Origin of the sequence: Methylobacterium sp. Leaf106 (assembly GCF_001422895.1) — a bacterium.
GTDB lineage: Bacteria > Pseudomonadota > Alphaproteobacteria > Rhizobiales > Beijerinckiaceae > Methylobacterium > Methylobacterium bullatum.
Window position 1 is genome coordinate 43,975 of the sequence record NZ_LMNB01000009.1, and the last position, 19,271, is coordinate 63,245.

Genomic DNA, 19,271 nt, shown 5'->3' on the forward strand with positions numbered 1-19,271 from the left:
AATGGGATGACGCGATTTCTTGTCACCAGCATCGCACTCATACTCGCTGCCGGCACGGCCGTGGCCGAGCCTCGGAGTTACGCGCTACCCGAGCCCACGGCACAGCTGCGAGCACCCCAAGGTGGGACGGACACGACTCACATAATCGGCTTCGAGGCGGCGCAAGCCAACTGCATGAGCTGCCACTCCGTCGACTACATTGCGATGCAGCCGCCAGGGAAAGGCAAGGCGTTCTGGGAAGCCGAGGTGAGTAAGATGATCAAAGTCTACCATGCGCCGATCGCTGAGGCCGACGCCAAGGTCATCGCCGCTTACCTAACAGCGACCTATTAAAAGCTTCTACAGCCCAGCATTCGCGGGTTGGGAAAAATAGCTCAGGCCTCAGATCAGAGCCACGACCTTTGCGGCGTACGAGGCGACCGTTTGAACCACAGGCAGGTCAGCGGCGTAGATGCGTCCAGCCAGGATCAGAAGCGCCAAGCTCCAGAATATCACACCGCCGATTCGGCGAGCGGTGTGGTCGCCCGCGGTAGATCTGTAAGCGCGCGCAACGCCCTCGGGGACCGGCTCGCCGAAGGGATCGAAAGTGATCGGTGATGACCACGTGTCAGGAGTGTTGCGCATGACAAGATATGTCGCGCCCAAGGCCGTCTCAAGCAAGGGAGGGGTTTTCCGAACTTCACTCCCTCTGGAGAGAGTACTTCTCCGCAATGGAGAACCAACGAACGTTTTCTTCCCAACACGCCTCAAAGCCGCATCGTGAGCCTAGACGCATCCCAGAAAGCCCCCGCAATGGCAGTGCTCCGCGAAAAGCCTGTCTCGCCGGCATCGGTTCTGCCTGGCATTGGCCTGTGCGTAGTGATCACGCTCATTGCCATGGCCGCGCAGGCCTTGGAAGAGCATGTCTCCGGTCACCCTTATGTTGAGGCCCTGGTGTTGGCTATCCTGCTCGGCATCGCAGTGCGCACTGCCTGGGCACCCGATGCGCGCTTCCACACCGGCATTGCCTTTTCCGCCAAGCAGCTTTTGGAAGTCGCCGTTACCCTGCTTGGAGTCTCGCTCAGCCTTGGCGCGATCCTCGCTTCTGGCCCGGCGCTCTTGGGAGGTATCGTCGGAACGGTGATCCTCGGCATCGTAACGAGTTTTCTCATTTGCCGTGCGTTCGGCCTGCCCGCGCGCATGGCTATCCTGGTGGCCTGTGGCAACGCAATTTGTGGCAACTCAGCCATCGCCGCGGTCGCGCCGGTGATCGGGGCTCAAGCCAAGGACATCGCCGCTTCGATTGCCTTCACGGCGGTTTTAGGTGTGCTCATGGTGCTCGGGCTGCCCCTGTTCGTGCCGCTGGCCGGGATGAGCGATAACCAGTATGGGGTGCTGGCGGGGCTGACGGTCTACGCGGTGCCGCAAGTGCTGGCAGCGACCGTGCCCGTGAGCCTCCTGAGCACGCAAGTTGGCACGCTGGTTAAGCTCGTACGCGTTCTCATGCTCGGCCCCGTCGTGGTGGCCTTTTCACTGATTGCCTCGCGGCTTCCGGTCGAGCCCGGCACTCCAACACGGAAGGCTGGGCGGCTCGGCCTCACCAAGTTGGTGCCATGGTTTATCCTCGGCTTCCTGGCGCTAGCGACTTTGCGCTCTCTCGGTCTGATCCCGGACGTCGCGGTGAAGCCGCTGACCCAACTCGCGGGGTTCCTCACCGTGTTGTCGATGGCCGCTCTTGGTCTTGGCGTCGATGTCCGTGTGCTTGCACGCGTCGGTGGGCGCGTCACGCTCGCTGTCACTGCATCGCTGGCTGTTCTGATCGGGGTCAGTCTGTTGCTGATCCGCGTGCTCGGCATCACTTGAACGACGCACCGTCAAAAGTCGCTAGGATGGCTACTCAGGCGCACAAGAGGCAGTGAGGTCGCGTTCCTGGGACACGAGCAGGGATGCCGCACCAAGCGTCGGCCTGACGCAAGGGCTCCAGACGGGCCTGTCGCGAACTCAGTGTCAGGCCGCGGAAGGCTCTCTACCGTTCTGCTTTCACGCTTTGTTCGCCTGCGGAAGCCCAAAGCAGAGTGCGAGAAGACGGTTCTGCTCGCGGACCGTCCACGCGCCGGCGAAACCGAAGCCCTTCCGCAGCCAGAGCATGGCCTCGAAGCCGCAGATCGTGCGTCGCGCTGTATGGAAGGAGCGGAAGCCGCCGATCCGGGGCATGTTCTTCTTGACCCGGAAGTGGTCGCTCTCGATGCCTTGCTGCAGATGTTTGGTGACGTAGTGGAGCGGCGCGTGGGGCAGAAGACTATCGCTCTTCGCAGCCACGATCGCGGGTGGATAGGTGCTGGCACCATCCGTGCCGATCCGATCGGGCGCAAGAAGTGGCTGATCCGCCAGCATCTTACGGAAGAACCGCTTGGCCGCGTCGAGATCGCGGTTAGCGGTGAGGAGGAAGTCGACTGGGTTGCCGTGCTTGTCGACAGCTCGGTAGAGGTAGCGCCACTCACCACGCACCTTGATGTAGGTCTCATCGATCCGGATCGACCCGCAGTGCGGCTTGCGAAATTGGCGCAGCCGCTTCTCGATCAACGGCGCGTAGGCGAGCACCCAACGGTTCAGGGTGCTGTGGTCCACCTCGACCCCGCGCTCCAGGAACAGCTCCTCGATGTCACGATAGCTCAGCGGGTAACGCAGGTACCAGGCGACGGCCTGAACGATCAGGGCCGCCTCGTAGTGCCGGCCCTTGAAATCGGCTTTGGAGCGCTGCTTCAGCTTCGCGGCTATGGCGGACAGGATCATGGGGTGGCCTCCGAAACAGGAGGTGCCATGCGGGCTCTATGGTCAACGCGGGGTAAACGCCACGGGTTTGCGACAGGGCCCCCCCGCCGTCAAGAAACCCTGGTTCAATCTGGGGCTGGTCAGAGTTTTACGTTTAGGACGCTGGCGCCTCAGGGTTGGTCCGGGCTGAAAACCGGTCCCGCGCGGTGATCCGATCGACCGGCAGATGGGCGACCGACCGCTGAAACACCTCCTGCCGCAGGAAGGCGCGCTCGCCCTCCAACTGCTCCTCATCGCAGTCCATGTACCAGCAGCGCCGCGAACCGCTCCAGCGGAAGCCGCGTGCTTTCAAGGCATCCTTGGTTTCAAAGGCGGCCCCCTGCGCCCACAACCGCACGGTCGGCTTGCGAGCGGTCTCCAGCAGGGATGACAGGGCCAGACGGCCGGAGACCTGTAGCGGACGAGCCAGCAGCGCCATCAAGGCGTGGCAGTCGTCGATCGCCCGGTGGCCCTTGTGGAAGAACCCGTAGTCGATCAGCAGGTAGCCGAGCTTCATGCCTTCATGGCCCTCATCGCGCCACGGGATCTGGTGGCAGGAGCAGGCCCAGTTCTTCTCCGCGAACACCGGCCAGCGGCCCTCGCACATCTGCCGGTCGAAACTGGCGTTGTGAGCGATGACTACCGCCGCGTCGGCGGCAAGCGCCCGCACCGCGGCGTCATCAATGCGCTTCCCGGCCACGTCGGCATCGGTGATGCCTGTGATCCGGGTGATTTCGGCCGGGATCGGTTTGCGCGGCTGATGCAGCTGGTTGAACGTCTCCAGCACACGGTAGATGCGCCCGCTGGCGCCATACTCGAACTTGAGAATGCCAAGCTCGATCACCTCGTCGGTGGCGTAGTCGGTGCCGGTGGTTTCGGTGTCGAGGACCAGGCCGATGAAGGTCGGCTCATTGGGCGCATCCGGAGCGTCCGTCAGGGGTTCCAGCCGGCGCAGCACGCGGTAATCACCCGTGCTTTCGAGCACGGCGGCGATGCTGTCGAGGGGCTGGCTCACGGTCTGGTGCGTCCTGCTTGGTTCTCCGGGGTAGACGGCACTGAAGCCGGCCGTCATTGGGTCAAGCTTAGGCTCAGGTCACGCGATCTGACCAGCGTGATTGTCGGAGATCCACAAGGGGTCGGACGGTCACCCGGCTGGAAAGAGAATGGCGTCGTAATCCTGCGCCCCGTTGAGCACGTGCAGCACCTCGACCAACGCCTCGGCGTCGCTGAACCGGTAGAAGATCAGGTAGTTGCCGTGGGATCGGCGACGAATGCCGGCCTGCTCCCGGCCGGGCAGCAGCGGAAAGGCCCGCGCCATGCCAGCAAGCCCCTGACAGCGCTGCTCCAGCTCCTCCACAAACGTCACGGCGCGAGCGGGGTTATCCTCCTGGATGAACCGGCCGATGCGGAACAGATCCGCGATCGCCTTTTCGGTCAGGACGACCCTCACGGGCGCTTGCTCTCATCGACCATCCCGAGGGCGGCTCGGATCCGCGCGAACGCGTCCTGCACCGGCACAACCCGACCAGCCTCGGCGTCGGCGATGCCGGCGGCCAAGGCGCTGTCCAGCGCCCGCAGTTTGGCCTCATGGTCCTGCTCGGCGAGGTAGCGCTCGCGCACCAGGTCGCGGATGTACTCGCTGGGGGTGGCGAAGGCGCCGGCGCGCACCTTATCGCGTACGTACTGCTCCAGTTCGCGGGTGAGGGTGACGGTCATCTGACCATTGGGCGTTACCATGATCGGGCCTCCTGTTTGTAACTTTATAACACACAGTGATAATCACTGTCTAACAGTGCCAGGCCCCGGTCCTCCTGTTGTGACACAGGCCCAAAATCCCAATGTTTACGTTTCGTTAACCATGTTTTGGCACCCAGACGACGAGTGGGCGACCCCCGCCTCTCGTCATGGGTAAACCCTGCTTCAGCCTGGGGCTGGGCGGGGTTTTTCCGTTCAAGGCTCAACTGCTGCCCCCTAGGTACCGAGCCGCGTCGCAGTCAGAACCAGCGGGAGGATCTGCTGCCTGAGTGAAAATCGGCGTCAAAGGATGACCCTGGGCAAAACAGACGTAATCCATTATGAAAGCTAGGGAATTTATATTAGATGTAGGGTCACGATCGGCGCCGATCGTGACCCAATCTTCGGGAAAGATTGCGCTTCAAGAGCAATGACTTAGCGCGATCTTAGGGAGGGTCATTCTTCGAGGCTTTTTCACAGCCCCAACAAGCCACTTGTGGCGAACCATTTGCCACATGTGGTATATGATATGTGGCTCCGAAGGCTTGAGCCGCTTACTTAAGCCTGTGTCCGGCCCATGTGTGCCCGCATGAAGTTCAAAACCTATCACTCGCCTGCCAGTGCGCAGCCAGAGGCTCAAAGCCTAACCCTCGATCCGCGGACCCGGCTTCGCCTAGGGCGGCAGCTTCAATCGATGTACAAACCGATCATTGACGAGCCGCTGGATCCACGCCTGGCTGAACTGATGCAGCAGCTGGCGGCCGACCGGCACACGTAAGCCCCGGTCCTCGGCGCGATCGGCGCTGGTTTAGATCACCATTGCATGGGGAGCAGGTTGATCCGGTCGCATGGCCCCTGCCCTATGCAGGATTGGCATACCACCATGGCCTTTCGGCTCTTGCATTGTGCGGTGCAGCGTCCGACAACAGTGGAGTTAGACAGCGATGGCGTCGCGGTCCTGCAGCCCTTCTTGGGCGTTTCCTCCCTAGACTTCGGGCCGCTCCCTCATCGGGGCGGCCTTTTTTCTGTCTAGGACTGGGCTTCTAACGGGCAGCCCCTCCCCGAACAAGCACAATCATGCGCCACTCGTTCGGGAGAAGAAGTTTCCTGCGCATAGTGCCGTTTGGGCGTCCGAGCCGCGCCCTAGGCGCCTCTGGCGCCCGGAACCCGCCTACGGCGGTTTTCGCCTGACGGTGACGGTCGCTGACGCGATCAGGGCTTGTGGCAAGCCACAAGTGGTTTGCTGTTTAAGGCCAGTCGCCGGTAGCGGCCTCAAGGCACGCTACGCTCTCCGGCCTTGACCCCGCTACCGACGCCCGGCGATGGGCTGTCACGCGGGGGCCTAAGCCCCCGCATGAGCAACGGCTCTTCGTTCTATTGGAAGGTGCCACAAACCATTTGTGGTTTACGGTTGGGCCGTACGGTTGGCAGCCCGTTATGGTGAGGTAGCAGGCCGGGCCTACTGAGCGCACGTATCTCTATGTGCCGTAATTTGCCACAAGTGGCATGCCATAAATGGTGTGCCATAAATGCTACATGGCAAACGGCTTGTGGCTTGCGGCAAGCCATTAACCACTTGCCGTTTATCGTCATCTCCCGAAAGGATGCTGCCATGAATGTTCTCGCACTCGTCACGCAGAAGGGCGGCACCGGCAAAAGCAGCCTGGCCGTCTCCCTCGCCGTCGCCGCGCATGAGCGCGGTCTCCGCACCTATGTCATCGACCTGGATCCGCAGGGCACCGCCAAGAACTGGTACGAGCGCCGGAAGGAGGAGGGGATCGAGGTGGCTTCCTTGAACGCCAGCCAGGTCGAGGCCGCGATCGGCATGCTCAACAAGCAGGGCATCGAGCTGGTTATCATCGACACGCCCGGCGTGGACTCGCCGGCCACCACCGCGGCGATGAAGGTCGCAACCCTGTGCCTGATCCCGGCTCGTCCGAGCGTCGCCGACATCGAGGCAACCCGGCCGACCATCCAGAGCCTCAACAAGCTCGCCAAGCCGTTCGCCTTCGTCCTCAACCAGTGCCCACCCGGTCGCTCGATCCGGACCAATGACGCGTTCCGCGTGCTGCAGCTGTCCGGCGCCGTCGCCAGCACGCCGCTCGCGATCCGCGCAGACCATCAAGACGCCATGGCAACAGGGCAGGGGGTCACGGAGCGCGACACCAACAGCAAGGCTGCCGCGGAGATCCGCGAGCTGCTGCAGTGGGCAATCACCAGAATGGAAGGAAAAGTGAATGAGCAAGAAACCCGCGTCGCTTGAAATGGCCCTGGCCGGGAACAACACGGCCGCGCAGCCTGAAAGCGCCGCGGTGGTTCAGCACCCGTCCAGCGCCCCGGCGCCCAAGTCCGCGAAGGCCTACGAGCAGGTTGTCGCTTACATCCCGACCGCTGCGAAGAAGCGGCTGCGCCTGATGTGCGTCGAGCACGAGCGCGACCTCAACAGTTACATCCGCGAGGGCATCGACCTGATGCTGGCCAAGCACGGCCAGCCGTCTCTCAAGGAATTTGAGGGTAACTGACACAAGCCATTTGTGGTTTGTGGTTTGTGGTTTGTGGTTTGTGGTAAATTTTATGCGGTTATATGGCTTAATGAAGCGACTTTTATCCCGACAGGGCAGGGACTTACGGCGTGACAGATCCTGCCCGCTGACGGTAACATAAGCCCATGGAGAACGTCCGCCTTGACCTGATGTCGCGGGAGAGCTTTGCCGCGCTGACCAAGGCCGACAAGGATCTGTACCTGCAGGAGCTGACCGCCCGGTATTGCCGGGCCAGCGATATGGCCGAAGTCACGCTCGACAAGCAGGAACTAAGCCGCCTGCGCCGGTTCTACGCCCGGCGCAGCCTGGCCGAGCTGCACCTCGATACCTACCCTGACAACGACCTGGGCCAAGCGCTGCGCCGGCTCGCCGAGGCCATGAAGTCCAGCGAGCGTCAGGGTGACGTGCTCGCGATCCTCAAGGGAGAAACCGCGCCGTCGCCGGTTACCCGAGGCGACGAATGACACGCTGGCGCTGATCAAGGCGGCTCGTGAAGGCGTGGCCCGCACCTGGCGCGAGGCACCAGGCGACCGGCCGTGGCGCTCGCTCGCGCATCGAGCGCATCGTGAAGGAGGAAATCGGCATCAGCACCGATACTGCACTCCGGTTGGCCCGGTACTTCGGCACTTCGCACCAGTTCTGGCTCAACCTACAGGCCGATTTTGAGAGCGATACCCTACTTTCCGAGATCGGCCTGGAGCTGGATCGCATCGAGCCGCTGCCGGCTGTTGCGGCCTAGTCCCAATCCGGGCCGGGCTGGTTCAGCCTGCTTGTTCGTCTGCTAACCAGCTCACCCCTCGCTCGCGCATCGAGCGCATCGTGAAGGAGGAAATCGGCATCAGCACCGATACTGCACTCCGGTTGGCCCGGTACTTCGGCACTTCGCACCAGTTCTGGCTCAACCTACAGGCCGATTTTGAGAGCGAGACCCTACTTTCCGAGATCGGCCCGGAGCTGGATCGCATCGAGCCGCTGCCGGCTGTTGCGGCCTAGTCCCAATCCGGGCCGGGCTGGTTCAGCCTGCTTGTTCGTCTGCTAACCAGCTCACCGGCATCCTCTCCGTCGAGCCAAGTTGCGTACCGGCTCAGCGTGAGATGGACGACCCACCCCGCCGGCCCCGTGATCAGATCGGGGCGGCGGGGCTGAGYCCGCCTCCCYTAACGTCCGTAGCTAGGCTCATGGACGGCCTAGGCGGCATCCATGAATGCCTATCAAGCAGCGGGCGCCTTACGCGGCCGACCCGCCTTCTTGGGCTTATCAGGAGCCGGAGGGGCCTTCTCGCTGACCGTCTCCTCCTGCRCCGCTGACTTTGMCGTTGCCGTCTTATTCCGCTGCTGTCCAAGTCCGAGGGACCGGGCAAGCTCCGAGCGCTGCGCCGAGTAGCTCGCAGAGGTCATCGGGTAATCCGGCGACAGACCATGCTTCGCGCGGTAGGCTTCAGGGGTCAGACCTCGGAGCGTCAGATGGCGGCGCAGCGTCTTGTAAGGCTTGCCGTCTTCGAAGCTGATYAGCGCGTCCGGTGTGATCGACTTCCTGATCTGGGCCGGCGTCGCCTTCTCGATCTTGTCAGCTTCCGCCGTGGCAGATCCCCCGTTGGCAAGGCCACTGACGGCAGCATGCACGCTGCTCAGCAGTTCGCCCAGTGATCCTATCGGAACCGAGTTGTTGGAGACGTAGGCGGCGACGATGTCGGCCGTGAGTTCGATGTGGTTTGCTTGGAATTCCTGATTGATATCGGTCATGCTGATTTCTCTGAGGGCTAATAAATAYCCTATAGATACTTTCTAGGRRCTTTTACAATAGGGCAGGATATCGGCGGCTTAGAGAATTAAAATGGCTGCATATCGTGAAGTGAACAATTTCAATTCGATTTGCTGAGGGCGGAAAYGTCATCACCCCCGGTATCATCGGAAAATTACAGCTGGCCTCACGAGCACATTGAGCCAGTGGGATGCACGCTTCCAAAGTATGATTCGGAGCGTGTTGGATTAGGGTGTAGGCATGRGCAAAGAAGGAAGCCMCCATGCCGCGCAGGAAGACAACGCTTCAGCGCTCTGCACTCCTGGCGTTGGTCGCGGGAGGCCTCTGGCTGCCCGCCGGCATCGCTTCATCTCAACCATCGCCGAGCACGTCCGATGCCGATCGGGATAAGCGGATGGAGGCTATGCACCAGCAGCACGTCCTGAATTCCGCAGGGCAGGCAAAGAAGGATAAGGATCGGGACGCCCGCACCGATCGCCTATCGAGGTCCGTTTGCATCGGATGCGGCGGTGGCGTCGTTCCGTTCGATCGATCAGGCGGCGCTGCAAAGAAGGAACCGCGCAAGGCTCAGGCAGCGAAGCCCCGTCGTATCGATCCAGCGCAAGCTGACGGCAAGAGTAGCGATTGACGGCTCAAAACAGCCGGTGAACTACCCACCCATCAGATCGAACTCAGTCGCAGCAATTATCCATGGCAAAGCTAGCGTTCAATTTGATGCTGGAGGAGCCGCGCGARACATACATTGTCACCAGCGCCGCATTGATCGTCGGTAGGATCGACTGYATTCAGGCCGAGCCTGTGACGGATCAGCAATGGGCATGGGCTATGCACCTCGACATTGGAGTGGCRCCATTCCGGCGCGGCGGAAACGCTGGTTCTGCCGACGAGGCGGCATCCAAGATGCGTGAGGCTTGGGAGGATTGGAAGGTCTGGGCCGGGCTGCAGGATGTCGAGGGAGCCGGAGGCACCACAACAGCGGYCGTTCAGGTGCCGATYAAATCGCTGACGWGAGGTATGGCAAAGTTAGCCAGCTCGTTGCCATAGCCTCGCGCTGACCACCATACCACCATCAGGCCCTCTATATGCTCGCGAGAGRCTCTGTCGCAGTCGTTGTCCGTGTTGGTTGCYGCCGGATGTCGTAACGGGRAGAGCTTTCCGCACCCGGTCGACGCTCAAGCAGGCACGATCTCGAATTCCATTCCCCTGCCCGGTCCCTGATCGGCATARTCGACTAGCGCATACCCGCGCTCGCCCAAGCCGGCATCRAGGATGTCACGGTGCTTGCGGACCATCTGGCCAATCGCGAGGGGCGTTAGGCGGGGGTTGCCCCGCCGCAGCTGATCGACACCGATACTGACCGGCGCGCCCTCGCGATCCGCGATCCTGACGAGGGCCGATGCYAGATCGGTGGCCTTCGTTTCCGAGGCTGATTTTGCTTTGAACGCCATGTCGTCTCCCTGATCCGGCGGTGAGCCTACCYGCCCTGGAGGCTCTCGCCGAAATCATCCGGAATCTCGCCGAACTGGCCGAGGATTGTCGCGCTCTCCAGCTCGCGGGCCTCGGCATAGGCCAGCGGCCCATGAGCGGCGATGAGAGCCGTCGCCTTGGCCTCGATCTCGCGGCGGAAGCGCCCAGGTCGCAGCCGGTCTGTAAGCCAGCGCGCCACCCATGCCGAGCGATTGCCGAGCCTGTTCACCCCCGGGGCGCCCGCCAACCGGCCGCCCTGGCCTCGTCCTCGGAGCAGAACATGCGCTCGCCGTCCTTCTCACTGATCCGGGTGCGGTCATAGTCGCGCGATCCGGGGACGTGGAAGACCCTCTCGCCCTTCCGGCTGATGTTRCCCTTGATCGCGCACCCGCCGGCCTTGGGGGGCGGCTGTGCCGAAGGTATGGGGCCATCCGGGCCGCCCGGCGCGGCGAACCCCATCGTCATGGCCCGCTCGCCCTTGCGCCAGTCCCCAGGCGTCGTGAAAGAACCGGCCCAGATCCCRAGCTTCCCCGCCTTCGCGGTGTCCTCGGCGGTGATGTAGTCCTCCGAGTACCGGCGGTACGCGACGGCATGACCCTGCGCGACTAGCCACGCGTTCAGGTCCTCCGCGCCCTTCCGGCAGACCGCGACGGTGCGCCCGTACTTGTCGATATCCCTAGGATCGCAGGAGACAGGCGCAGAGCCGATCCGGTCGGYTAACGCGAGGGCRGCGGTCTGCCCGCATCGGAAGGTCTCTCCTGCCTTTCTATTGCAGAGCTGTGCGCTCTCGGGCGCATCGATCCCGTGGAGCCGGATACGGGTGCCGCCGATGTCGAGGGTGTCGCCGTCTACCACCGAGGCCCTATCGATTTCATCAATACCGGATATCGATTTGATCTGTTGGAATGATGGTGCACCGCAGCGCATATTTCTCTCATCAGACGGGGCGCAGTTCCCGAAACACCAGTGGGATAAGTACCATGACCGTTCGCAAAATCGTGCTCGCCGCTCTCGCCGCTGCCACCCTGACCGGTACGGCGATGGCTGAGGATCGCGTCAACATCACGCCGACGCTGTACCGTGAACAGGCTCGCGTCACGGCATCGGTTCGTCCGGCTTCCGAACTGACAACTACGCCGTCCCTGGCCCCGCGTGTCCCCGCGACCCGGCGCCTTGTTGCCGATGCAGAAGCCTCGGCCCGTTAAGACGGCTTCCTGGCCGGCCTGGTCCCACCACCAGGCCGGCCGGGATGCGATCCTCATTCTGCCGGATCGCGCCGTGCGCCCGTCGCCACCACCTTCATCATGGCGTCGGGCAGCGGGCGCTGTAGCTCAAGGGCGACCTCTGTCGGCGCCTCGAGCCACGTCTGCCACTCTTCTGGCGTCGTCAGCAGGACCGGCATCGCCTTCGGGTGGACCGGCCCAACGATGCCATTCGCATCGCAGGTGAGGAACGAGAACAACCGGTGCTCGGCCTCCTCCCTATCGGGGTTCTCGGCCTTCGTCCCACGCACGCCCGTCCAAGGCCGCCAGATGCCGGCGAAGGCGAAAAGCGGCCGATTGTCATCGAGGGCGAACCACGTCGGTGTCTTCTTCGGCTTGGTGTCGGCGTACTCGCTGAAGGAGGAGACCGGGACGAGGCAGCGGTATTCCGGCTTGAGCCAGGGCCGCCAGTGCGGGCTCTTCACATTTCGGACGTTCGTGACCGSGTGCTCCCCGTACTGCTTCGGACCCGGGATGCCCCATCGGAGCATCTCAAGGGTCCGCTTGCCGTCCTCGATCCGAACGATGGGCGCCATCTGGTCAGGNGTGCTCCCCGTACTGCTTCGGACCCGGGATGCCCCATCGGAGCATCTCAAGGGTCCGCTTGCCGTCCTCGATCCGAACGATGGGCGCCATCTGGTCAGGGAAGATGCCGGGCACCCTCGGCAGGTTGCCAGCGCGGTCCTCCTCCACACCGAACGCCTCACGGATCTCCGCTTGTGACGTGACCAAGCTGTAGAGGTTGCACATCGTTCACGTCCCCAGAGACCCACAGGTCGCCATTACACACCGAGATTGCCATCTCGGCAGGTTGCCAGCGCGGTCCTCCTCCACACCGAACGCCTCACGGATCTCCGCTTGTGACGTGACCAAGCTGTAGAGGTTGCACATCGTTCACGTCCTTAGAGACCCACAGGTCGCCATTACACACCGAGATTGCCATGTATCTCGTGTGGCTCGAACCTCAGCCAACGAGCCTCAGCATGGAGCTCTCTGGCACCGACCGGACGGTAGGATTGGTTCTCGTCCCCAGCCTCAATGCCGCGCTTGGCCCCCATGTCCTGGCGCGGTCGATCCTCACCCCCTATCCCGTCCGGCCCATCACAGCCGCCGGACCTCATGTCAGCCTCGCCAGCCTTCAAGATCGAACCCGGCAGCCCCCAGGCGTGGCGCGAAGCCTTCCTCGGCATGAAGCCCAGCGTGGTCCCGTGCCCCGGTCTGACGCCCGCTGGCTGGCAGGCCGTTCATGCCGCGTCCCTGGACTTCCTCGACAAGCACGCCGACGAGGCCGGCCGGCTCGGCTGGACGACGCTGCAGCTCTTCGGCGTGCATCCCGACCTCGGAGTGATCCGTTCCGATTTCTGCGGGGCGATGGTCCTGAGTGGCGACCACGCGTCGGCCGTCGAGGCGGATTTCATCCGGTTCGAGCGCACGCGGTACTTCCGGAACGTGCCGGGCCGACCGAAGGGCGCAGTGCCGATCTGGGCGGTGAAGAGGTAGGCGGCGGGGGAGCCAGCCCTACCTCTTCGCAGTCGCAACAGAGACCCGATCATGAGCCACGAGCGCGAAGAAGGCTACTTTATCGCCCTGGCGAACATGCGAAGCCACCTACGGCGGCGTGTGAATGAACCCGACATCACGAACGACGCAAAGCTCGAACTCCTCGATCTGCTATCGATGTTGGACGACATGCTGAAGGGCGGGACGCCTCCCGAGGAACACAACAACGACGCGCCAGAGCCGCTAAGCGGGAGCTTTTAGCCAGAGCCACCCGCACCTCATGCGGATCAAATCTAGGCTGTGAGGCGCTTTTCGTCCTTGGAAGTGAATTCCTCAGTGATCGTCATTGAGATCTTCGACAACCACGCTTCTGCCGTGCGAGCTCGCTCTTCCGCTTCCTTGACGCGCGCATCGGCGGCTTTCAGCAGCGCATCGGACCGGGTTTGAATATCCTGGGCATGGCTCTCAGCCGCCCTGATGCGGTTAAGTGCGGCCGTCATATCCTCCCGAACCCGGTCAAGAAGCTCACGAACGCGGATTTCCTGCTCTTGAGCCTCTGCCTCAGCCTCCCTAACGCGATGCGCCGCGTTCCTAACCCTATCGATCAAGTCCGGCCAATCCTGCGGCGTCGAGTGATGATTGAGGGGAAAGTCGGCGGTTTGCCTGTCAGTCGGACCGATGACACGCAGGATGCCGGCCAGTGGAGGCGTGGGAGTTTGCTTTGCGTCGAATGTCTGCCGCTCGGCTTCGAAATCCTTGGTGAGATCACGCATGATCTTTTCGATCTGATCCACCGTATGATTCCTTACAATCAACCTAAGCGCATCTTCCGGGCTTCAAAAAAAGCCGAACTGAGAGCACTCCCTGATTTTCCGTAATCGTCAAGCGCGACAAAGTCGGTCAAACATATTCCGACAGAACCGACTACTCAGTGTTGCACATATATCTCTCAGTATCAGAGACGTCACTTCCCTGTCCTGGTGTTGCCCTGCTCACATGGGGCTGCTCAGCGCTTGTGACGTAGGTCGGACGGCATGCCTCGCCTAACTGGCGCAGCAAAGCGCGGCTTACGCCTGCAACCTATCACGGTCGCGCTCGACCACGGCAAGCAGACGCTGTAGCCGTTCCACCTCCGCGTGAAGCTCCCCCGCATCCACAGCCAGCTCGACGCACTGGTCCTGAACCTCCGCGAGTTGGGCGCGCAGCTCGGCATTCTCGGTCACCAGGGCGAGCAGGAGCAGGGTGTCGGAAACGACGGACCTCCCAGGGATCGAGCAGGCCGTGGGCGTCGCCGATGAGGGTTAGCGTTGACTTAACCGCCCCGCCCGGCCGACATGGCACCGTGCCCGCCTCTCACGCTTAGCGAGTCGTGAGCCGACCACCGTTGAGGATGATAGCCGCGAGAAAGATCTAGAGCCCCCAACGCGAAACGGCCCCACCCCTGGCAGGGCGAGACCGTTTGAAATCGCAGGGCTTGTGAGGCCAGTCACTTCCCCTCACGAGCCATAGCTCCCGCTGGGAGTCAATCGAGAACATGCTTCTCAAAGCGATATTGCTTGGCCTTCTGAAAGGTGCCCCACGACAGGGAGCGGCCCGCTTTGACGCGGCCTAAGCAGGGCTGTGAACGATGTTCGCTAACGAACTCCGGCGCTCGGTAGAGGCGGCGACGAGATCGAGGCTGCCTGACGTGGCGGCGGTGATGTGGCGCGCCTATGGGGCCGGTCAGATCAGCGAGACGGAGGCCGAGGCCCTGTCCGCCCTGATCGAGGCGCGGAAGGGCCCTGCCAGCCACGCCGGCTGCCCCCAGGAGGCCCGTGGGCTCGCGGCCCCGCTCAGATTGACAGCATGGAGCGCCGACGCCGCTGGGCGGCCTCTGGTAGGCTTCCGCAGGGCATCGCGGCTCGGTTCACGCTGGCCGAGACCGCCCGCCGCGGCGATTGCCGGATGTACGTCGACCACATTGCAGCCGTGGCAGGCGTGTCCCGCTCCACCGTGAAGACCGCGATCCGACAGGCCAGGACGCTCGGCCTCATCACCGTTGAGGAGCGACCGCAGACTGCCTTCCGCAACCTTTCGAACATCGTGAGGATCGTTTCGAAAGAATGGACCGCCTGGCTGCGTCTCGCCCGCTCTGGCGGCATAGGGGTCAAATCCTCGACTGGCACGAATACTGAAGCTCTAAAACTACGAGGAAAGCGGCCAGCGGAAGGGCAAAAAAAGCTGCCGGAAACCGGCGGTTTGCCTCGGCCAAAGAGACCACAAAGGAATCGGTGCGAGCGGCAAGAAGCGTGACGCCATGCAATGAAGGTATGCAGCCGGATGATATGACGAACGCCAGCTTGGCTGACCGCAGAATCACGACCACGGCGCAGAGCCATAGGGCATGATGATGGCTGGAGCCCGAACTGAGCTGTAATCAATCCAAGAAATCCGACACTGAGAACAGGCACATCGCGAAGAACAGGAGAGCAAGGGCACACACATCGAGCATGGCGTGGTGGTAGGCTGCTCCTTAACCTGTCTGTTGACGGTGCATCCGAAGCGTGGCCGTTAGCAGATGGTGACTATGAGCTACGGTGTTGCTATTTAGCATCATCTAAGCGAAGCATTTCTTTGCGACGCTCCTCTCGTTGAGCGAGTTCCTGCCCCACCTGCCAAAGGAGAGCACGCGTCATAGCAAGCATGGCGGGTGTACCCACTTCGATGACGGCCTCATGCGCGGCCAAGCAAGCCTCGACCATGGAATTGAAACGCTCGTCGTCTTCCATTCTTCACGAGCCTCCTGTCCGACATCTATCTAACTATCTCAAGTTAGTAAGTTACAAAAATTATTCAGGAATCAACCCTGGTTTTATCCACGAGGCCGTGATTTGATTGATGCTTGAAAAGTAGGTAATTCGATTGCGCGCAATCGGAGATATCGATGTCTGAGTGGGATGCTTCTGGGGACGGTACGAACCAAAAGGCAGCCCTGTTAAATAAGCTCGCTACGGCACTGGATTGCCCAGTTTCGGCGTTCTCCGAGTCCTCATTGGGTGATCCGACCCAGACGGCCGAGCTATTGCGGCTTTGGGCCATGGTTGACGACGAGCAGGATCGCCTGAACGTCCTGAGCTTCATCAGAAGCCTTGCTCATGGAACCGACGCTCGACAGAGCTGCTGACGTTCCAGCGTCATCCGCGGCCTGTCTTGGGGGGCAGAAACTTTCTGGGGCGGCAGGGCCGCCTTCACGCCAGCGGCTCGCGAGGCCCGTCGCTGGTGGCGAAGACCATGCAGTGACACATGATGCCGTTCGACAAGCCGCACACTGCCCTTCCGAACCGTCTGAGGCTTTGCTCGTAGCAGAACCGTATCCGCGCGAAGGAAGAGCTCTGATCGGTCAGATGCGAGGGACTGTTGGCTAACCGGTCTGCCGGACACTCAGCCGAGATGCGGTTCGCACAATCGACAACACGTCGCGGCGAAGGTCACTCTCCTCAATGGATGCATAGGCGGCAAGGATTTCAATGGCGCCAGGCTCAGCGAGGAAGGGGAACATCTCGTCCTGTCCCTGAGGCTCGCTCTCGCCGAAGAGGGCTGACATCGGCACTTCGAAAAATTGAGCGATCTGCTGTAGGCGGCCGCTGGCAATCCGATTCTGCCCATTCTCGTATTTTTGGATCTGCTGAAACGTAACGCCGGCGACCTCGCCAAGCGCAGTCTGTGACAATCCCTTAGCTTTACGGAGGACAGCGATGCGCAAGCCGACGGCACGATCAATGTCTGTCGTAGATTTAATGGTCATGCCGCGTCCCACCTCTGTTTGGAAATCATTAATCATGACGTCACTTCAAACATGAAATATTGTGCGCTTCTGCTCGTAGCGTATTGCGTCAGCTCTTGGCGGGTAAGCCGTAGGTCTGCAGTGTTGCAAGATCGCACTATCGCCACTGACGCTTTCAGGGCTCTGTATCGTTCAAATTCATCGCACGGGCCAACGACTTCCATGTTCAAGAAGCTCCTCCTCGCCACTGCGGCCACCGCTCTCCTGGCTNAGCGTATTGCGTCAGCTCTTGGCTGGTAAGCCGTAGTTCTGCAGTGTTGCAAGATCGCACTATCGCCACTGAYGCTTTCAGGGCTCTGTATCGTTCAAATTCATCGCACGGGCCAACGACTTCCATGTTCAAGAAGCTCCTCCTCGCCACTGCGGCCACCGCTCTCCTGGCTGGCGCCGCTTCGGCCGCCGACCTGCCGCGTCGCGCCGCTCCCCCGGTCTTCGTGCCGGTCCCGGTGTTCACCTGGACGGGCGCCTACTTCGGTATCAACGCCGGCTACGGCTTCGACGCCGGTAGCAACAGCGACCGCTACGCCCTGCCGGGTGGTTCGGTGCTGAACTCCTTCACCCGCACCCCGGTGGTCGTGTCCACCAACGGCGGCAACGACCTCGAAGGCTTCGTCGGCGGTGGCCAGGTCGGCTACAACTACCAGTTCACCCCGGGTTCGGGCCTCGTCGTCGGTCTCGAAGCTGACGCCCAGTACACNCGTGCCGGTCCCGGTGTTCACCTGGACGGGCGCCTACTTCGGTATCAACGCCGGCTACGGCTTCGACGCCGGTAGCAACAGCGACCGCTACGCCCTCCCGGGTGGTTCGGTGCTGAACTCCTTCACCCGCACCCCGGTGGTTGTGTCCACCAACGGCGGCAACGACCTCGAAGGCTTCGTCGGCGGTGGCCAGGTCGGCTACAACTACCAGTTCACCCCGGGTTCGGGCSTSGTCGTCGGTMTCGAAGCTGACGCCCAGTACACCGACTTCGGCAACAAGAGCCGCACCGTGGCCGGCACCATCAGCCCCGCCGCCGGCGCTCTCGTCAGCCCCGTCGGCGTCCGCGTCCCGGGCAACGAGATGAACTTCTTCGGTACCGTCCGCGGTCGTCTCGGCTACGCCTTCGATCGCGTCCTGTTCTACGGCACCGGCGGCTTCGCCTACGGCGACGGCGGCACCGGCCGCGACGACTTCCGCACCGGCTACACCGCTGGTGGCGGTTTCGAATACGCCATGCCCACCGACTCGTTCTTCAACTTCTTCAAGTCGTCGGCCGTGACCCTGAAGGTCGAAGGTCTGTACGTGAACCTCGAGAACGAAGGCCGTACCGGCGAACGCTCGGTGTTCAACCCAGCTACCAACGTTCTTACGCTCAGCCGTTCGGTCACCGCTCGCGAGAGCGAGTTCGCCGTCGTCCGCGCCGGCCTGAACTACAAGTTCGGATCTTACTAAGGCTTTTCGCCTTATATCATCTGCCTGAGCATCCCCGGCCCGATCCAGCTGGTCGCTCAGCCAACAGACGCCCTAGGAGCTTCTCCTGGGGCGTTTTTCGTATGTGCATCGATCTCATCAGGGTGGTGAGAGAATGTGGCTGGCCAGTAGGGCGGACGAGCGCATGCCGATGGCATGAGCTGGCTCGCACACACTCTCGCCGAACTTCAGGAGGATCGTGGCTGCAGTGCGGGGCCTGTCCCGCTGCACACCGGAGCACGCCTATGATCAAAATCCTGACGGCGATCCTGTCGGTCTTCGTAGTCCTGGCGCTGGGCGCCTGTTTGACGATCCTGACGCTTCCGTTTCGAGCTGTCCGCAGCCTCGTGCGCAGCCGAGCCCTGCCTGCATGAAGCGGGTCTTTCTCCCGCACCTTAACGGTTTGTTGCCAACGTCCGGTTAGGAAGTCTCAATCTTTTGAGGACCTCCCATGCGTGTGCTGCTGATTGAGGACGACGCTTCGATCGCAGCGAGCATCGAACTGATGCTCAGGTCGGAGAGCTTCAACACCTACACGACGGACCTCGGCGAGGAAGGAATCGACCTCGGCAAGCTCTACGACTACGACATCATCCTCCTCGACCTCACCCTCCCCGACATGTCGGGCTACGAGGTGCTCCGCAATCTGCGCGTGGCGAAGGTCAAGACGCCGATCCTCATCCTCTCTGGCATGGCCAGCATCGAGGACAAGGTGAAGGGCCTCGGCTTTGGAGCAGACGATTACCTTACCAAGCCGTTCCACAAGGACGAGCTGGTCGCCCGCATTCACGCGATCGTCCGCCGCTCACAGGGCCATGCCCAGTCGGTCATCACTACCGGCTGTCAAACAGCGTTGAACATTGACCCTGGATCGGCGTCGAACTTTGACCCCCCGGATGGGTATGGCGGGACGCCCCTGATCAGCCCGGCGAAGCGGGTCGG

The 19,271-nt window shown here is 62.1% G+C and carries 27 protein-coding genes and 2 pseudogenes; 15 read left to right on the plus strand and 14 right to left on the minus strand.

Annotated features, from left to right (window positions below):
- Positions 1 to 6 precede the first annotated feature (6 nt).
- Complete coding sequence (gene sorB, locus ASF34_RS07500; protein ID WP_056160309.1) at positions 7 to 333, plus strand: SorB family sulfite dehydrogenase c-type cytochrome subunit; 327 nt, start codon at positions 7 to 9, stop codon at positions 331 to 333.
- A 48-nt stretch (positions 334 to 381) separates the two neighbouring features.
- On the opposite strand, the gene ASF34_RS07505 is transcribed toward sorB, so the two are convergent.
- Complete coding sequence (locus ASF34_RS07505) at positions 382 to 624, minus strand: hypothetical protein (RefSeq protein WP_056160344.1); 243 nt, start codon at positions 622 to 624, stop codon at positions 382 to 384.
- 168 nt (positions 625 to 792) lie between these two features.
- On the opposite strand from ASF34_RS07505, the gene ASF34_RS07510 reads away from it, so the two are divergent.
- Complete coding sequence (locus ASF34_RS07510; protein ID WP_056160311.1) at positions 793 to 1,842, plus strand: YeiH family protein; 1,050 nt, start codon at positions 793 to 795, stop codon at positions 1,840 to 1,842.
- Between the two features lie 177 nt (positions 1,843 to 2,019).
- Here the strand turns inward: ASF34_RS07510 and ASF34_RS07515 are convergent, their stop codons facing one another.
- The 4 genes from ASF34_RS07515 to ASF34_RS07530 all read right to left on the minus strand — a co-directional run bounded on the left by ASF34_RS07515 (position 2,020) and on the right by ASF34_RS07530 (position 4,527).
- Positions 2,020 to 2,772: an IS6-like element ISMex25 family transposase gene (locus ASF34_RS07515; protein WP_043768345.1), complete on the minus strand. Its 753-nt coding sequence runs from the start codon at positions 2,770 to 2,772 to the stop codon at positions 2,020 to 2,022.
- Positions 2,773 to 2,905: 133 nt separating this feature from the next.
- Complete coding sequence (locus tag ASF34_RS07520) at positions 2,906 to 3,805, minus strand: 3'-5' exonuclease (RefSeq protein WP_056160347.1); 900 nt, start codon at positions 3,803 to 3,805, stop codon at positions 2,906 to 2,908.
- A gap of 129 nt (positions 3,806 to 3,934) precedes the next feature.
- Positions 3,935 to 4,240 (minus strand): type II toxin-antitoxin system RelE/ParE family toxin, encoded by a 306-nt coding sequence (locus ASF34_RS07525; protein WP_056160314.1) that lies wholly within the window; start codon positions 4,238 to 4,240, stop codon positions 3,935 to 3,937.
- Complete coding sequence (locus ASF34_RS07530) at positions 4,237 to 4,527, minus strand: type II toxin-antitoxin system ParD family antitoxin (protein ID WP_156465664.1); 291 nt, start codon at positions 4,525 to 4,527, stop codon at positions 4,237 to 4,239. The genes ASF34_RS07525 and ASF34_RS07530 overlap by 4 nt, the downstream gene beginning before the upstream one ends.
- A 586-nt stretch (positions 4,528 to 5,113) precedes the next feature.
- Here ASF34_RS07530 and ASF34_RS07535 point away from each other — a divergent pair.
- From ASF34_RS07535 to ASF34_RS07560, 6 genes are all read left to right on the plus strand, one after another.
- Positions 5,114 to 5,302 (plus strand): hypothetical protein, encoded by a 189-nt coding sequence (locus ASF34_RS07535; protein ID WP_056160349.1) that lies wholly within the window; start codon positions 5,114 to 5,116, stop codon positions 5,300 to 5,302.
- Positions 5,303 to 6,136: 834 nt separating this feature from the next.
- Positions 6,137 to 6,787 (plus strand): ParA family protein, encoded by a 651-nt coding sequence (locus tag ASF34_RS07540; RefSeq protein ID WP_056160317.1) that lies wholly within the window; start codon positions 6,137 to 6,139, stop codon positions 6,785 to 6,787.
- Complete coding sequence (locus ASF34_RS07545; protein WP_056160319.1) at positions 6,762 to 7,046, plus strand: hypothetical protein; 285 nt, start codon at positions 6,762 to 6,764, stop codon at positions 7,044 to 7,046. Before ASF34_RS07540 ends, ASF34_RS07545 begins: the two co-directional genes overlap by 26 nt.
- Before the next feature lie 146 nt (positions 7,047 to 7,192).
- Positions 7,193 to 7,531, plus strand: a complete 339-nt coding sequence (locus tag ASF34_RS07550) for a hypothetical protein (protein WP_056160321.1) — start codon at positions 7,193 to 7,195, stop codon at positions 7,529 to 7,531.
- Positions 7,532 to 7,632: 101 nt separating this feature from the next.
- Positions 7,633 to 7,806: a hypothetical protein gene (locus tag ASF34_RS07555; RefSeq protein ID WP_244478929.1), complete on the plus strand. Its 174-nt coding sequence runs from the start codon at positions 7,633 to 7,635 to the stop codon at positions 7,804 to 7,806.
- 68 nt (positions 7,807 to 7,874) lie between these two features.
- The gene (locus ASF34_RS07560) at positions 7,875 to 8,060 is read left to right on the plus strand and encodes a HigA family addiction module antitoxin (protein ID WP_338011526.1); all 186 of its coding nucleotides are present in this window, start codon (positions 7,875 to 7,877) and stop codon (positions 8,058 to 8,060) included.
- Positions 8,061 to 8,278: 218 nt separating this feature from the next.
- Here the strand turns inward: ASF34_RS07560 and ASF34_RS07565 are convergent, their stop codons facing one another.
- From ASF34_RS07565 to ASF34_RS07585, 4 genes are all read right to left on the minus strand, one after another.
- Positions 8,279 to 8,809, minus strand: a complete 531-nt coding sequence (locus ASF34_RS07565; RefSeq protein ID WP_056160326.1) for a MucR family transcriptional regulator — start codon at positions 8,807 to 8,809, stop codon at positions 8,279 to 8,281.
- Positions 8,810 to 10,000: 1,191 nt separating this feature from the next.
- Positions 10,001 to 10,276 (minus strand): hypothetical protein, encoded by a 276-nt coding sequence (locus ASF34_RS07575; protein WP_018044629.1) that lies wholly within the window; start codon positions 10,274 to 10,276, stop codon positions 10,001 to 10,003.
- A 26-nt stretch (positions 10,277 to 10,302) separates the two neighbouring features.
- Positions 10,303 to 10,494: a hypothetical protein gene (locus tag ASF34_RS07580; protein ID WP_162240030.1), complete on the minus strand. Its 192-nt coding sequence runs from the start codon at positions 10,492 to 10,494 to the stop codon at positions 10,303 to 10,305.
- Between the two features lie 26 nt (positions 10,495 to 10,520).
- Positions 10,521 to 11,150, minus strand: coding sequence for a thermonuclease family protein (locus ASF34_RS07585; protein ID WP_244478930.1), 630 nt, complete (start codon positions 11,148 to 11,150; stop codon positions 10,521 to 10,523).
- Positions 11,151 to 11,275: 125 nt separating this feature from the next.
- Here ASF34_RS07585 and ASF34_RS22120 point away from each other — a divergent pair, with 125 nt between their 5' ends.
- On the plus strand, positions 11,276 to 11,500 hold the full coding sequence (locus ASF34_RS22120) for a hypothetical protein (protein WP_081612676.1): 225 nt from the start codon (positions 11,276 to 11,278) through the stop codon (positions 11,498 to 11,500).
- A gap of 53 nt (positions 11,501 to 11,553) precedes the next feature.
- Here ASF34_RS22120 and ASF34_RS07590 read toward each other — a convergent pair.
- Positions 11,554 to 12,102: SOS response-associated peptidase (locus tag ASF34_RS07590; protein WP_210166713.1), on the minus strand; the 549-nt coding region annotated here is incomplete at its 5' end.
- A gap of 1 nt (position 12,103) precedes the next feature.
- Positions 12,104 to 12,307 (minus strand): annotated as a pseudogene (locus ASF34_RS23390) (SOS response-associated peptidase); the annotation flags it as partial.
- A gap of 369 nt (positions 12,308 to 12,676) precedes the next feature.
- Between ASF34_RS23390 and ASF34_RS07600 the strand changes: the two are divergent.
- On the plus strand, positions 12,677 to 13,057 hold the full coding sequence (locus tag ASF34_RS07600; RefSeq protein ID WP_018044625.1) for a hypothetical protein: 381 nt from the start codon (positions 12,677 to 12,679) through the stop codon (positions 13,055 to 13,057).
- A 51-nt stretch (positions 13,058 to 13,108) separates the two neighbouring features.
- Positions 13,109 to 13,318 carry a hypothetical protein gene (locus tag ASF34_RS07605; protein WP_018044624.1) on the plus strand — a complete coding sequence of 70 codons (210 nt, stop codon included), beginning with the start codon at positions 13,109 to 13,111 and terminating at the stop codon, positions 13,316 to 13,318.
- 32 nt (positions 13,319 to 13,350) lie between these two features.
- Here the strand turns inward: ASF34_RS07605 and ASF34_RS07610 are convergent, their stop codons facing one another.
- On the minus strand, positions 13,351 to 13,851 hold the full coding sequence (locus tag ASF34_RS07610) for a hypothetical protein (RefSeq protein WP_056160335.1): 501 nt from the start codon (positions 13,849 to 13,851) through the stop codon (positions 13,351 to 13,353).
- A 1,051-nt stretch (positions 13,852 to 14,902) separates the two neighbouring features.
- On the opposite strand from ASF34_RS07610, the gene ASF34_RS23080 reads away from it, so the two are divergent.
- Entirely contained in the window at positions 14,903 to 15,349 is a 447-nt protein-coding gene (locus ASF34_RS23080; RefSeq protein ID WP_187273454.1) for a hypothetical protein, read from the plus strand.
- 290 nt (positions 15,350 to 15,639) lie between these two features.
- On the opposite strand, the gene ASF34_RS07625 is transcribed toward ASF34_RS23080, so the two are convergent.
- Positions 15,640 to 15,825: a hypothetical protein gene (locus ASF34_RS07625; RefSeq protein WP_018044620.1), complete on the minus strand. Its 186-nt coding sequence runs from the start codon at positions 15,823 to 15,825 to the stop codon at positions 15,640 to 15,642.
- Positions 15,826 to 16,457: 632 nt separating this feature from the next.
- Positions 16,458 to 16,877, minus strand: coding sequence for a helix-turn-helix domain-containing protein (locus ASF34_RS07635; RefSeq protein WP_018044618.1), 420 nt, complete (start codon positions 16,875 to 16,877; stop codon positions 16,458 to 16,460).
- A gap of 701 nt (positions 16,878 to 17,578) precedes the next feature.
- Between ASF34_RS07635 and ASF34_RS23405 the strand changes: the two are divergent.
- From ASF34_RS23405 to ASF34_RS07645, 3 genes and pseudogenes are all read left to right on the plus strand, one after another.
- Positions 17,579 to 18,311 (plus strand): annotated as a pseudogene (locus ASF34_RS23405) (outer membrane protein); the annotation flags it as partial.
- A gap of 263 nt (positions 18,312 to 18,574) precedes the next feature.
- Positions 18,575 to 18,703, plus strand: a complete 129-nt coding sequence (locus tag ASF34_RS23615; RefSeq protein ID WP_274533747.1) for a hypothetical protein — start codon at positions 18,575 to 18,577, stop codon at positions 18,701 to 18,703.
- A gap of 77 nt (positions 18,704 to 18,780) precedes the next feature.
- A partial coding sequence (locus ASF34_RS07645) for a response regulator (protein WP_244478931.1) occupies positions 18,781 to 19,271 on the plus strand: 491 nt, incomplete at its 3' end.